Raw genomic sequence first — 12932 nt, forward strand, 5'->3', positions numbered from 1 at the left:
TTCCAGGTGTTCTAGCGGGTGATAACCGGAATGTCCGGTCCTGCCGGCACGGTCAGGAATTCGGGCGATCCGTCTCGAATGACGATGTTTTCCTCGTGAACCATCATCCTGCCGGGGCCGAGAGCAAGGCTCGGCTCCAGTGTCAGCACCATGTTTTCTCGAAGTGGGGTCTCGTCGAAGCCGGTCAGGCTGGGCGCTTCGGTAAGCTGCATGCCAAGCCCGTGGCCGAGCCTGCCGACGTCACCTTCGCCCTGGTCCAGCACCTTGGCCATGGCCTGGAACAGATCGGCACAGGTGCGGCCCGGGCGGGCAATTTCGGCGGCTGCCTCAACGGCCCGGACAAGTGTTTCATGGGCGGACCTGACAGCATCACTGGCCTGGCCGATCGCAAAATTGCGGTCAAAATCGCAGAAATATCCGCTTTTGGTTGCACCCGTATCAAGCATCAGGACGTCCCCTTCCTGTAGGGGCCGGGCCGAGGGGGGAGAAATGACATCGCCGTAGCCGTCCTGTCCGGCTCCGCCGACCAGATAAGGCACATCGTCCGCACCTTGCTTCAGAAGCTCGATCCGGAAGGCCCGGAAAACCTCGTTGAGCGGTTGGCCGGTGTGGAAAAGCTCCGGTGCCCTGGCAAATGCTTCCGAACCGATACCGCAAATCTCGCGCAGGAGAGCAATTTCAAGTTCAGATTTCACCATCCTGAGGCTCAGGATCAGGCCGGTTCCGTCCAGATATTCAGCGTCGTTTGTGAGATCTCGAAGGCGCTGAAAATCGCGAAGCGGCATGCGAAGCACGCTTTCCCGCCCCATCGGCATGGCGATTTTCGTGAAGCCCTTGAGGGTGTCCGCGAGCAGGGCGATGCCGTCATCGACGGGGTGCGGGGCGGAAAATACCCGGATATCGTCAATCCAGGTACTTGCCATCAGGTGCGCGCCGATCTGCGGAATGACCGCAATCGGCTTGCCGTTTACCGGCACCACGAGGAACCAGGGCCGCGTGGGGCTCTGCCAGAACAGGGTCCGGAACCCGGTGAAATAACGCATTTCGGCTTCGGTCGTGAAAAACAGCGCGTCGATGCCCTGGGAATGCATGGCTTTTTGGGCTGCTTGCGTGCGCGCGGCAAATTCGTCTTCAGGAAAATCCTGTTCAGACATCTTCCGGTCCTTCGGAAAGATAGCAGAGCACCCGGGCTTCCGGTCCGAGGCCGAGGGTCGATGCCCCGCCACCTGCGTGTCGAACGGCTGTGATACCGCCCGCACCGGATGGCGTCGTCGCAATGCCGTTGTTGCCCAGCCAGTCGACCGTTTCAGCCGCTTCGCTGTCGGAAACGGTCACGAAGAAATCGGCTTCCCTGGCCAGGTACTTCAGCGCCAGATGCGAGGGTTCCTTGCAGTCTAACCGGCCCATGTTCGACACCGGGCCGGGCGCCGTGACGGGCTTTCCGGCTTCGATGCTGGCCATAAGGGCGGGTGCGTATTCTGGCTCCACCACGACGATGGTGACATCGCGGCCCCAGGTCAGGCGCGCGCCGACGGCACAGGCGGCGGCAAGTCCGCCGACACCCGCCTGCAGGAAGACATGCGTGGGCGGTGTCTTGATCTGCCGGGCAATTTCCGCGGCCATCACAAGATAGCCCTCCATGACGTCGTGTCCGGCGGCGGTCATGCCCGGCCAGGTGCTGTCCGGCAGCAAGGTCCAGCCTTCGGCCTCGGCGCGCCTCTGGGCTTCCGTCATGCTGTCTTCATAGGTGGCTCCGGCCCGGACAACATCAGCGCCCCGGGCCTTGAGGCGGGCCTCAAAGGCGCTTGGTACAGTTTCGGCAACGAAGACGACAGCCCTTGCCCCAAACAGCGGAGCGCCCGCGGCAAGGGACATGCCGTGGTTCCCGGCACTCGCACAGACAAAGGTTCTGCCGGTCAGCGCGGAAGCGTGAGACTGGGTCAGTCCGCCCCGAACGCGGCTGTCCGCCAGTTTGGCAATCGCATAGGCCGCGCCAAGTGCCTTGAAGCTTCCAAGACCCATGCGTTGCCGTTCGTCCTTGAGGGCAAGGTTGCCGATAGCAAGACCGACCGCGAGGTCATTCGCAATCAGCAGCGGGGTTTCATCCGCACGCGGGCATTTCCGAAAAAGGTTCTCTGCTCCGGCGACGTCCTGTGAGACGGATCCATCCGCAAGCCCGCTTTGCTCGGGAAGGCCTTTGCCGAGGAACGGATTCTTCAGTGTTTTCATCATCTGCCCCGCGCGGTTTCCCAGGCAGGTCAGCAGCTCTGAAGGCCGGTTGCAAGCGACTTGCTGAAAATGACGGTTACGAACCAGATCGGGCCGTGTCCGAGATGTTGCGCCTGGTTGCGAAAAAGACTTGCCTGTTTCTGATGAATCGAAATATCATGAATTATGGATATGAAAGATGCACTGAGCGCCTTTGGGGCGCTCAGCCAGAAAACCAGACTGGAAGTCTTCCGGTTGTTGATCCGGGCTGGTGACGCAGGAATGACCGCCGGCGAGATCGGTGAGGCTCTGGACGTTCGGCAGAACACCATGTCGGCGAACCTTGCTGTTCTGCTTCAGTCCGGGCTGGTCCGAAATGAACGCGAGGGGCGGTCGATTCGCTACTTCGCGGATCATGACGGCATACGCGAGTTGCTGACGTTTCTGATGGCCGATTGCTGTGGTGGTCATCCGGAACTTTGTGCGCAGGTCATCGAGACGATTGCCTGCGGAGAGACCTGTTGAGGTTAAGGGGGATCAAATGTCCGGCGATGTCTACAACGTGCTTTTCCTGTGCACTGGCAATTCCGCCCGGTCGATCATGGCGGAGGCGATCCTGAGCCGGGAGGGGCAGGGCCGCTTCAGGGCGTTTTCTGCCGGGTCACAACCGGCTGGAGCGGTGCGTCCGGAAGCACTTGCCTTGCTCAGCAAGCTCAATTTCAAGACGGATGAGCTGCGCTCGAAGGACTGGGCCGAATTCGCTGAGCCGGATGCCCCGGTCATGGATTTCGTCTTTACCGTTTGCGACAATGCGGCGAAGGAAACCTGCCCTGTCTGGCCTGGCCAGCCGATGTCAGCCCATTGGGGCCTGCCGGATCCGGCAGCCGTTTCCGGAAGCGACAGCGAAAGGGCTGTCGCATTCAACGAGGCCTTCCGGATGCTCAGCAACCGGATCTCGGTGTTCGTGAACCTGCCGATGTCTTCGCTTGACCGTTTGTCCCTGCAGAAGAAACTCGATCAAATCGGTCAGTCTGCCGAAGAGCCCGTGTAAGGCTGCTCCGGCGTACCTGTTTCGGGAATATTGCCTCAGGCGATTGCCTGGCCTTCGCGCGACGTGCGCAGGGTCAGCAGTGCGATGACCAGGGCGATGAGCGCACAGGCGGCAACCGCGCCAACCAATGGCAAAGCTGTCCGGTCGAAGAACGGGCTGCAGACGAGGATCATCACGCCACCGGCAACCATCTGGAAGGTGCCACCGAGGGAGGATGCCATGCCGGCATGTTCGCCATGTTCTTCCAGCGCCATGACCATCACCGGAGCAATGACCTGGCCGAGGCAGGTGTTGCCGATGAAGAAGAGCGCCATCAGAACCGGCAGGTCGTCGATGCCGCTCCACACAAGAATGACCAGCAGGACGTTGGCTGCCGCAAATCCGCTGACGGCCATCAATGCCACTCTGCCCATGCCGAAGCGCTCACCAAGCGAGGCGGCAAACTGGGAAGACGCAAAGAAGCCGATCGCGTTCAGCGCGAAAACAAGGCTGAAGGCTGTCGGCGTCAACTGGTACTGGGTCATGTAGACCAGCGGTGCGGCAGCGATGAAGACGAAGAAACTCGCCAGCGAGAAGCCACCGATCAGCGTCAGACCCATGAACCTGCTGTCGCGCATCAGGTAGATGGCGCTGCGCAGCATTGCTGTCGGGTCGATCTTGCCCCGGCGCTCGGCCGGTAGCGTTTCGGGTAGCAAGAAGGCCATTTGCAGCATGGCGAGAAGGGAAATCACGCCCAGGGCCACAAAGATCAGGCGCCAACTGCCGAACTGGATGATCAAGCTGCCGGCGAGCGGTGCAAGCATCGGCGAAACGCTGAAGACCAGCATCACCAGAGCCATCAGCCTGGTCGCCTTTGGTCCGGTGTGGAGGTCGCGGACCACGGCCCGCACGATGACCATCGGCGCGCCGGCACCAAGTGCCTGCACGAAACGGCCGAATGTCAGGGCTGAAACGTCGACCGCGGTCGCGCACATGACCGATCCGATGAGGAAGACGATCAGGCCCAGGAAGGCGGGCAGCTTGCGTCCAAACCGGTCTGCCAGCGGACCGTAGATCAACTGGGCTAGCCCGAAAGCGATGAAATAGACCGTGAAGGTCATATGAACCGCAGCGTCGTCCGTCTGCAATGCCTGCACGATTTCCGGCATGGCGGGCAGATAGAGGTCGATGGCAAATGGACCGACAGCAGCGAGAAGCCCCAGCACAATGGCGGAGCGGACAAAACCGATCTGCATTGGAAAATCCGATGAAAAATGCGCCGGAGGCACAAATGCGGGAAAGTCTGGAAGATGGAGGTGGCGGAGATCACCGCCCGGCCTTGATATGATGTAAGTGCTCGAAATGCAAATTCAAGGCTTGCTGGGTGTTGTCATGAAAGCTTCATGCAACTGTCACCGATATTGTAATCAGGGCCACTAGCTTGCGCGCACCATCAACCCGATATTTTGTGGGAGCGAGTGCAATGGCGGACCTTCGTGGGCGCTTTTTAAAAGGTGTCAGCCTTTCAGTCCTGTTCGGCCTTGGCGCCGTGTCGGCAGCACAGGCAGAGTATTTCGAGCGTATCAACACATTCCCGGTCTACAAGACCCTGCCGGAAGGCGTGGATCAGGCCACCGAAACCGTTGCCGAAATCATCTATGCCACGAAGGACGGACGCACGCTCGTCTTCACCGACAGCCCGGGCGAAGCCATTGTTTTCGTCAATGCGGCCAACCCGCTGAACCTGCAGCCGATGGGCCGCACCGCGCTTGGTGGTGAGCCGACTTCGGTCGCCGTCGGCGAAACATTCGCCTATGCCGGCGTCAACACGTCCGAAGACTACGTCAATGCGTCCGGCCATCTGGCCGTGATCGCTCTCGACGGTCTTGGGATCACCGCGAAGTGCGACGCCAAGGGTCAGCCGGACAGCGTTGCCATCTCTCCGGACGGCAAATTCGTTGCGATCGCCATCGAGAACGAGCGCGACGAAGATCTGAACGACGGCGTGATCCCGCAAATGCCGGCCGGCCATCTGGCGATCTTCGATCTGGACGAAACCGGCACGCCGACCAACTGCGACGCGGTTCGCATTGTCGACCTGACGGGTCTTGCCGAAATTGCGCCGACCGATCCGGAGCCGGAGTTCGTTTCGATCAACTCCCAGAACCAGGTTGTCGTCACGCTGCAGGAAAACAACCATATCGCCGTGGTCGATCTGGCCTCCGGTGAAGTTGTCAGCCATTTCTCCGCCGGTACGGCTTCGGCTGAGAACATTCCGGTTTCCAAGGCGCGCATGAGCGATGCCTCCGGTTCGACCGAAAACGTCAAGCGTGAGCCGGATGCGGTTGCCTGGATCGACGACGAGCGTTTCGTGACCGCCAACGAAGGCGACTACGAAGGCGGTTCGCGCGGCTTCACCATCTGGAACACCAAGGGCGAGGTCCTGTTCGACAGCGGCAACCAGATGGAACACCTTGGCATGGCCAACGGCCACTATCCGGCCAAGCGCGCGTCCAAGAAGGGCACCGAGCCGGAAGGTGTGACGGTTGGTGAATTCGGCGGTGAAAAGCTGATCTTCGTCAATTCCGAACGCGGCAACTTCGTTGCTGTCTACAAGGACACCGGCGCCGAGCCGGAATTCGTCCAGTTTCTGCCGACCCACGTCGGTCCGGAAGGCTCACTTGCGATCCCGAGCCGTGACCTGTTTGTGGTTGCCAACGAGGTCGACAGTGCGGAAGACAACGTTCGTGCGCAGGTCTCCCTCTACAAGTTTGGTGCGGAAACTCCGTCCTACCCGATGGTCGTGTCCGAAACCGACCCGGAAAAAGGCGCGCCGATCGGCTGGGGCGCCCTGTCCGCACTGGCTGCAGACCCGGAAGACGGCAACAAGCTCTACGCCGTCAGCGACAGCTTCTATGACGACGCCCGCATCTACACGCTGGACATCTCTTCCAAGCCGGCAAAAATCGTGGCCTATGCAACCGTTCAGGGTGGCAAGCAGGCAAAACTGGACCTGGAAGGCATCTCTGTTGCCAAGGATGGCGGCTTCTGGCTGGCTTCCGAGGGCAATCCGGAAAAGGAACTGCAGCACCTGCTGCTGAAAGTCGGCACCGACGGTCAGGTTCAGGAAGAAATCACGCTTCCGGAAGAGCTGAACGCCCAGTCCGCACGTTTCTCCTTTGAAGGCGTTGCCGAGTTCGAAATGGACGGCAAGACGCTGGTGGCCGTCGCCGTTCAGCGTGAGTGGAAAGACGACCCGAAAGGCATGGTGAAGCTGGCTATCTACAACCCGGCCGAAAAGTCCTGGGGCTTCGTTCACTATCCGCTCGACAAGCCGAAGAGCGCAGCCGGCGGCTGGGTCGGCCTGTCGGAAATCGTCTCCATGGGCGACGGCAAGTTCGCCATTCTGGAGCGCGATAACAAGGGTGGTGAAGACGCAGCCATCAAGCAGATCACCACGATCTCCCTGGAAGGTGTGACCCCGGCTGCCTACGGATCTGAGCTCCCGGTGGTCCAGAAGCATTACGCCATGGATATCCTGCCGGCTCTGGCCGAAGGCAAGGGCTGGGTACTCGACAAGCCGGAAGGCCTGACGATCACGGCCGATGGCCGTCTGATCCTGGTCACCGACAATGACGGTGTCGACGATGCGCCGGGTGAAACCCGGTTGATCAACCTCGGCCCGGCAAGCCGCCTGAACTAAGGCACTTCAGATAAAGGTCCTCCCAAGACCTGAGCGAAGGTCCGGCCGTTTTACGCAGCCGGGCCTTTCCTTTTCTGCATTGCCATTCTCAAGCCGTGAAACTTCGTCTTTGCCAGTGCCACAGGGCAGCAAGGCTGTGCAGTCCGGTGAGTGTTGCAAGCAAAAGCGCCGCGGCATGGTGCAGGTCTGCCGGTGGCAATCCGGCGAAAGCCGCAAGTCCCGGCAATGTGCCATTCGCAATCATTTCCAGGCTACCGGATATGACGATCATGCCGACACCGCTGACCAGAAGCAGAAGCGGTACGAGGCGCAAGGCGGCGTGGACGCCCTTGCCGATAGCTTGCTGCAACCCGGAATGAACGGCGAACACCGGCTGAGGGGCCCCCTTTGCCAGCCAAAAGATCGTGCGGACAAGAGCGAGCAGGCCCGCAGACAAGCCAAGTCCCAGATGGGTCCTCAGAAGGTCTGGCGAAAACGGTTCGTTGTTCGTCAGGGCATAGCCGGTAGCCAGGGCGCTGATGGTTAGAGCGGCAATCGTCCAGTGCAGCAGCCTGTTTCCGTTTACGGGCAAGGCCGCCATCACTCATCCTCCCGAATGACGTTGTAGAGCGCAGCATGAAAGCTGATGCCCTTGAATTCCGCGACAATGCCGCTTTTGCCGAGTTTGTGGATGGCGGCCTGATAGGCATCGGGACTTTCCCAAAGCGCGATGTTGACCAGCTGGAACTTCGCCTGCGGAGACAGGGACTGGTGCAGGCGCGTGGTGATGTAGCCAGGCTGCTCTTTCAGGAAGTCGCGCGCCTGTTCCCAGCTGCGAACTGCATCGGCAAGACGGTCTTCGGGAACTTCGAAGGAATTGATCAGCGTTACCGGGGCGTTGGTGTTGATTTCACTCGCCATGGCGGAGACTCCCAGGTTGGCGGTCAGGAAGGAAAGTGCTGCCAGATGAATGGCACGGCGTGTCCAGAGTGATGTCATTTCGAACTCCTAATTATATAGCTAGCTATGTTTATTTATATAGGGTGCTATCTATCGTATATGCAAGGGATGACCTTCGAAAAAGATTCCTCCGCCGGGTATCTGGCAAACCACATGGCACGGCTGTTTGCCGCCGGTCTCCATCGCCGCATCCGGCCGCTAGGCCTTTCGCCGGGCCAATTTCCGGCACTGGTCGCTCTTTGGGCAAAGGAAGGACGCACGCAAAAGGAACTCGTGCAGTTGCTTGATATCGAACAGGCAACGCTGGCAAACACCCTGGCCCGGATGGAACGGGACGGCTTGATCACCCGCCGGGCGAGTGAAGAAGACGGCCGGGTTCAGGAAATATTCCTGACCGACAAGGCCAAGGTGCTGGAAAAGGAAGCCATCGCGTCTGCGATTGCCCAGAACGGAGAGGCGCTGGAGGGGTTTTCGGAACAGGAAAAGGCGCAGTTCCTGGATTTCATGCACAGAGCCATTTCAGCCATGCAGAAAGCCCAGACCGGCAGTTCCCGATGAGTGCCAGCTTGATGGGCCTGTTCGGCGTCTCCTTTCTGGCTGCCACCCTGCTGCCCGCCCAATCCGAACTTGGCCTTTCCGGCCTGATTGCGCTTGGAACGGAACCCGTCGTTCTGCTGGTTGCGGCGGCAAGCCTTGGCAACACGCTCGGATCAATGGTCAACTGGGGTCTCGGCAGGGCAGCAACCGCCTGGTCGACCGCTTCCTGGTTTCCGGTCAAGCCTGACAAGCTCGCCAAGGCAACGGGCTGGTATCACCGCTACGGACGATGGAGCCTGCTGCTCAGCTGGGTGCCGATTATCGGCGATCCCCTGACATTGGCGGCAGGTGTGCTCAAGGAACCCTTCTGGAGCTTCAGCCTGCTGGTCGCAATTGCAAAGACAGCACGCTATGTCGCTGTCGCGTTGATCACGTTGCAGGTTATCTGAGACTGCGGGCCAGATGACGGAAAGTGCCCGGCTGGTTCCAGCCGGGCAGGTGACGTTGCTTCTGATCAGTCCCCGGCGCGATACTCGGGCGGTATCGTGAAGACTTCGTCGGCGCGGCCATAGCCGCCGTCCTTGACCTCTTCCACCAGAACCATGGTGTTGGGGCGCACGATCTCACCGAAAAAGGAAACGAGCAGATCGGTGGTCTTGTGGATCAGCTCTTCCTTTTGCGCTGTGCTCAACGCAGCTTCGGGCAGTTTGTAATTTGCAAAGGGCATTACGGTTCTCCTTGGGGGTTTGGTGTCCGTGTCTAGATGATGCCGCCGTTGGCACGCAGAACCTGGCCATTCATCCAGTCCCCGTCTGGACCGGCCAGAAAGGCAATGGTTGCAGCGATGTCCTCGGGGGTGCCGAGACGGCCGAGCGGGTTTGATTTCCGGATCGTTTCCACAAGCTCCGCCGGCTTGCCGGCAAGGAAAAAGTCAGTCTCAACCGGTCCGGGGGCGATCGCGTTGACCCGGATGCCACGCGGGCCAAGCTCCTTCGCCAGAACCCGGGTCATGGCTTCAACGGCGGCCTTGGTCGCGGCGTAGAGGCCGTAGTGAGGCTGATAGAGGCCGACCACACTGGAGGAAATGGAGATGATGCGGCCACCGTCCGCGAGCCGGCTCGACGCGAGCCGCATGGCGCGAAAAACACCACCGAGATTGACCGCGCATTGTCTGTCGAAATCTTCGTCGCTTGCTTCGGCAATGGTGGCATTGCGCATGGTGCCGGCATTGTTGACGAGTACACCCACCGGGCCAAAGGCCTTTTCTGCAGCTTCGAAGAGACGCTCGTGGGTCGCTGTTTCGGCAACGTCTCCCTGGATCGCGATTGCCTTGCCGCCCTGGTCTTCCAGGCTTCGGACAAGAGCGAGAGCCGCAGCTTCATCCTTGCCGTAATTGATCACCACCTGAAACCCGTCATGTGACAGCCTGCGGGCTATCGCTGCGCCTATGCCTTTGCTGGCGCCGGTGACGATGGCGGTATCGAGATCTGGTGTCATCTAAGTCTCCTTCTCGTTGATCCTGAAGATAGCGAGGCGGAAACTCCGGATAATGATGCTTTAAATGAAAAGATAATTCGGATAACAGGAACAAATGTACAGCAAGTTTGACGCAATGCAGCTCTTTGTCCGGGTGGTCGAACGAGGCAGCTTCACTGCTGCCGCGGCAGATCTGAACCTGCCACGGTCCACCGCCACGGATGTGATCCAGCGTCTTGAGCGTGATCTCGCCTGCCGATTGCTGGAGCGAACCACACGCCATGTGACGCCGACCCCGGATGGTGAAGCCTATTACCGGCGATGTGTGTCGATCCTGGCCGAAGTGGAAGAAGCCGAGGGCGCGCTGCGCGGGCACGAGCCTGCAGGACAGTTGCGGGTCGATGTGCCGGGACGGTTGACCCGCACTTTCCTGTTGCCGCACCTGCCGGACTTCATGGCGCGTTATCCGAAGATCGACCTGCAGCTCGGCCAGGGAGAGCGCTTGGTGGATCTGGTGCGGGAGGGAGTTGACTGCGTGCTCCGTGCCGGCGTGCCGGACGACAGTGGCATGATAATGCGAAAGTTGACGGAGATCGCGGAGATCACCTGTGCCAGCCCGGACTATCTGGCCACGCACGGTACGCCAACAAATCTTGAGGATCTGGAAGGGCACCTGATGGTCGGCTTTCTGTCGTCACGGACGAGTGCCGTCATGCCGTTTGACTTTCGGACGTCCGCAGGCGTGCGCGAAATAATGCTGCCCAGCCGGATCGTCGCCAACGATGCAGAAACGGTACACCAACTCGGGTGTCTTGGGTTCGGGCTGATCCAGGCGCCTCGGTACCGGCTTGCCGAAGATCTGGAAAGCGGTGCGCTGGTGCAGATCCTTTCGGAATTTCCACCGACCTCGTTGCCACTGGCTGCGTTCTACCCCCAGAACCGCCAACTTTCACCACGCGTTCGTGTCTTTGTCGAATGGGTGGCCGGTATCTTTTCCGCGGTGGAAATATAGACCTCAGAACCTCTGGATCAGATCCCACTTGTTGCCGAAGGGGTCTTGGAAGACGGCTACTTTGCCATAAGCCTCATGGCGTGGTGTCTCCAGAAAGGTGACGCCGGTCGTAAGCATCGCCTGATGATCGCGATCGAAGTTGTCGGTGTGCAGGAACAGGAACACACGGCCGCCGGTCTGGTTGCCGATGGCGGCGTGCTGATCGTCACCGTCGGCTTGCGCCAGCAGGAGACGTGTCTCGGAGCTGCCCTTGGGCGCGACCAGTACCCAGCGCTTGCCGTCGCCAAGGTGAGTGTCTTCGACCAGGTCGAAGCCAAGCTTGCCGACATAAAAGTCGATACCCTGGTCATACTCGGGCACGATGAGGGCGATCGCTCCAATCATCTGTTTCATGGCAGGCCGTTTCCTACTGCGCGCGCCGATAGACGGATACGTTCGTGTAGCTTGCAACGTCGACCAGGTGGACGGTTTGCGTCACGGTCAGCGTTCTGCCGTCGTCAGACAGTTCCCGGTCGGCTTTCATGATCGTCAGCCCTCCACGGCGGGCTTCCGAAATGAGGTTGCGATCTCCCTGGAACACGAGACGCATGGCGTCGACCAAACCGCTTTTGCCAAGGCGCACTTCCGGGCCGTCCGGCATTGCCTCGAAAGTGTCGTTGGTGACTTCGCCGTCGGAGGCCACCTGGTTCATCGTGAAGACGGCAACGCCGAAGTTCTCGTCAATCTTGAGCGTGGCGCTGCGTGGCGGTTCGCCTTGTTCGAAGTCGCTTTCCTCCGTGTCGAGGATCCAGGTGCCGAGAAAGGGGGCGAGTTTGTCTTCGATCATGGGACCAGCGGTATCTTGAAAAGGGAAAGCCGCCACCGGGATAACCGGTGACGGCTCTGCTTGCAAATGGCGATTGCCTATCAGGCGCTCAAGGCGTCCAGTTCGGCAATGATGGCGTCGCCCATTTCCACGGTGGAAACGGTGGCCTGGCCAGGCGCTGCGATATCTTTCGTCCGCAGGCCCTTGTCGAGAGCGTTGGCGATGGCCTTGTCCAGTTTGTCGGCGGCTGCAACTTCCTCGAAGGAGTAACGCAGCGCCATGCCGAAGCTGGCAATCATGGCGATCGGGTTGGCAGCGCCCGTGCCGGCAATGTCCGGAGCCGAGCCGTGGACGGGCTCATAAAGCGCCTTGCGCTTGCCGGTAACGCCATCCGGTGCGCCGAGCGATGCGGACGGGAGCATGCCGAGCGAACCGGTCAGCATCGCGGCAACGTCAGACAGCATGTCGCCGAAGAGGTTGTCCGTCACGATGACGTCGAACTGCTTGGGCCAGCGCACAAGCTGCATGCCGCCGGCGTCAGCCAGCATGTGCTCCAGCTGAACATCCTCGTAGCCGTTCTTGTGCGTCTGGGTAACGACTTCGTTCCACAGTACACCGGACTTCATCACGTTCCGCTTTTCCATGGACGTGACCTTGTTGCCGCGCGTGCGCGCCAGCTCAAAGGCGACGCCGGAAATGCGCTCGATCTCGTAAGTGTCGTAGACCTGCGTGTCGATGCCGCGTTTCTGGCCGTTGCCGAGATCGATGATTTCCTTCGGTTCGCCGAAGTAGACGCCGCCGGTCAGCTCGCGCACGATCAGGATGTCGAGACCTTCGATCACGTCCTTCTTCAGCGAGGATGCATCGGCAAGCGCCGGGTAGCAGATGGCCGGGCGCAGGTTGGCGAACAGCTGCATGTCCTTGCGCAGGCGCAAAAGGCCGGCTTCCGGGCGAACTTCGTAAGGAACGTCGTCCCACTTGGGTCCGCCGACGGCACCGAAGATGACCGCGTCGGCAGCCATGGCCTTGGCCATGTCTTCTTCGGAGATCGACTGACCATGCGCGTCATAGGCGGAACCACCCACCAGGCCTTCGTCGGTTTCAAAGGACATGCCGCCCTTTTCGTTGAACCAGGCAATGACCTTTTTCACTTCCTGCATGATTTCCGGGCCAATGCCGTCACCCGGCAGAAGCAGAAGGTTTTGTGAAGCCATGGGTGTTC

General features: G+C 60.2%; 16 protein-coding genes. 6 read left to right on the forward strand and 10 right to left on the reverse strand.

Translation table 11 applies throughout. The annotated features are described in order from the left end of the window. Window positions 1-11: 11 nt before the first annotated feature. Window positions 12-1154 (reverse strand): Xaa-Pro peptidase family protein, encoded by a 1143-nt coding sequence (locus tag HEP89_RS10240; protein ID WP_168691960.1) that lies wholly within the window; start codon window positions 1152-1154, stop codon window positions 12-14. Further along, window positions 1147-2229 carry a pyridoxal-phosphate dependent enzyme gene (locus HEP89_RS10245; RefSeq protein ID WP_168691961.1) on the reverse strand — a complete coding sequence of 361 codons (1083 nt, stop codon included), beginning with the start codon at window positions 2227-2229 and terminating at the stop codon, window positions 1147-1149. Before HEP89_RS10245 ends, HEP89_RS10240 begins: the two co-directional genes overlap by 8 nt. 165 nt (window positions 2230-2394) lie before the next feature. On the opposite strand from HEP89_RS10245, the gene HEP89_RS10250 reads away from it, so the two are divergent. Both HEP89_RS10250 and HEP89_RS10255 read left to right on the forward strand, forming a co-directional pair. Beyond that, on the forward strand, window positions 2395-2733 hold the full coding sequence (locus HEP89_RS10250; protein WP_077291564.1) for a metalloregulator ArsR/SmtB family transcription factor: 339 nt from the start codon (window positions 2395-2397) through the stop codon (window positions 2731-2733). Window positions 2734-2749: 16 nt separating this feature from the next. After that, window positions 2750-3259: an arsenate reductase ArsC gene (locus HEP89_RS10255; protein ID WP_077291565.1), complete on the forward strand. Its 510-nt coding sequence runs from the start codon at window positions 2750-2752 to the stop codon at window positions 3257-3259. Window positions 3260-3294: 35 nt separating this feature from the next. On the opposite strand, the gene HEP89_RS10260 is transcribed toward HEP89_RS10255, so the two are convergent. Continuing rightward, complete coding sequence (locus HEP89_RS10260; RefSeq protein ID WP_168691962.1) at window positions 3295-4494, reverse strand: multidrug effflux MFS transporter; 1200 nt, start codon at window positions 4492-4494, stop codon at window positions 3295-3297. 227 nt (window positions 4495-4721) lie between these two features. Here HEP89_RS10260 and HEP89_RS10265 point away from each other — a divergent pair, with 227 nt between their 5' ends. After that, complete coding sequence (locus HEP89_RS10265; protein ID WP_168691963.1) at window positions 4722-6941, forward strand: esterase-like activity of phytase family protein; 2220 nt, start codon at window positions 4722-4724, stop codon at window positions 6939-6941. Between the two features lie 88 nt (window positions 6942-7029). On the opposite strand, the gene HEP89_RS10270 is transcribed toward HEP89_RS10265, so the two are convergent. After that, on the reverse strand, window positions 7030-7521 hold the full coding sequence (locus tag HEP89_RS10270) for a cytochrome b/b6 domain-containing protein (protein WP_168691964.1): 492 nt from the start codon (window positions 7519-7521) through the stop codon (window positions 7030-7032). Further along, entirely contained in the window at window positions 7521-7919 is a 399-nt protein-coding gene (locus HEP89_RS10275; RefSeq protein WP_168691965.1) for an antibiotic biosynthesis monooxygenase family protein, read from the reverse strand. Before HEP89_RS10275 ends, HEP89_RS10270 begins: the two co-directional genes overlap by 1 nt. A gap of 69 nt (window positions 7920-7988) precedes the next feature. Here HEP89_RS10275 and HEP89_RS10280 point away from each other — a divergent pair, with 69 nt between their 5' ends. After that, window positions 7989-8438 (forward strand): MarR family transcriptional regulator, encoded by a 450-nt coding sequence (locus tag HEP89_RS10280; protein WP_023002888.1) that lies wholly within the window; start codon window positions 7989-7991, stop codon window positions 8436-8438. Next, entirely contained in the window at window positions 8435-8866 is a 432-nt protein-coding gene (locus HEP89_RS10285; protein WP_168691966.1) for a YqaA family protein, read from the forward strand. The genes HEP89_RS10280 and HEP89_RS10285 overlap by 4 nt, the downstream gene beginning before the upstream one ends. 65 nt (window positions 8867-8931) lie before the next feature. Here HEP89_RS10285 and HEP89_RS10290 read toward each other — a convergent pair whose 3' ends face one another. Next, window positions 8932-9144 carry a 4-oxalocrotonate tautomerase family protein gene (locus HEP89_RS10290; protein ID WP_075283965.1) on the reverse strand — a complete coding sequence of 71 codons (213 nt, stop codon included), beginning with the start codon at window positions 9142-9144 and terminating at the stop codon, window positions 8932-8934. Between the two features lie 32 nt (window positions 9145-9176). Further along, window positions 9177-9914 (reverse strand): SDR family oxidoreductase, encoded by a 738-nt coding sequence (locus HEP89_RS10295; RefSeq protein WP_168691967.1) that lies wholly within the window; start codon window positions 9912-9914, stop codon window positions 9177-9179. 94 nt (window positions 9915-10008) lie between these two features. Here HEP89_RS10295 and HEP89_RS10300 point away from each other — a divergent pair, with 94 nt between their 5' ends. Next, the gene (locus HEP89_RS10300; RefSeq protein ID WP_168691968.1) at window positions 10009-10905 is read left to right on the forward strand and encodes a LysR family transcriptional regulator; all 897 of its coding nucleotides are present in this window, start codon (window positions 10009-10011) and stop codon (window positions 10903-10905) included. Window positions 10906-10908: 3 nt separating this feature from the next. On the opposite strand, the gene HEP89_RS10305 is transcribed toward HEP89_RS10300, so the two are convergent. The 3 genes from HEP89_RS10305 to leuB all read right to left on the reverse strand — a co-directional run bounded on the left by HEP89_RS10305 (window position 10909) and on the right by leuB (window position 12924). After that, window positions 10909-11298, reverse strand: a complete 390-nt coding sequence (locus tag HEP89_RS10305; RefSeq protein ID WP_168691969.1) for a VOC family protein — start codon at window positions 11296-11298, stop codon at window positions 10909-10911. A 13-nt stretch (window positions 11299-11311) separates the two neighbouring features. Continuing rightward, the gene (locus HEP89_RS10310; RefSeq protein WP_023002891.1) at window positions 11312-11731 is read right to left on the reverse strand and encodes a hypothetical protein; all 420 of its coding nucleotides are present in this window, start codon (window positions 11729-11731) and stop codon (window positions 11312-11314) included. 80 nt (window positions 11732-11811) lie between these two features. After that, complete coding sequence (gene leuB / locus HEP89_RS10315) at window positions 11812-12924, reverse strand: 3-isopropylmalate dehydrogenase (protein WP_062486691.1); 1113 nt, start codon at window positions 12922-12924, stop codon at window positions 11812-11814. Window positions 12925-12932 lie beyond the last annotated feature (8 nt).

It is taken from the genome of Labrenzia sp. 5N, from assembly GCF_012395805.1.
Lineage (GTDB): Bacteria > Pseudomonadota > Alphaproteobacteria > Rhizobiales > Stappiaceae > Roseibium > Roseibium algicola.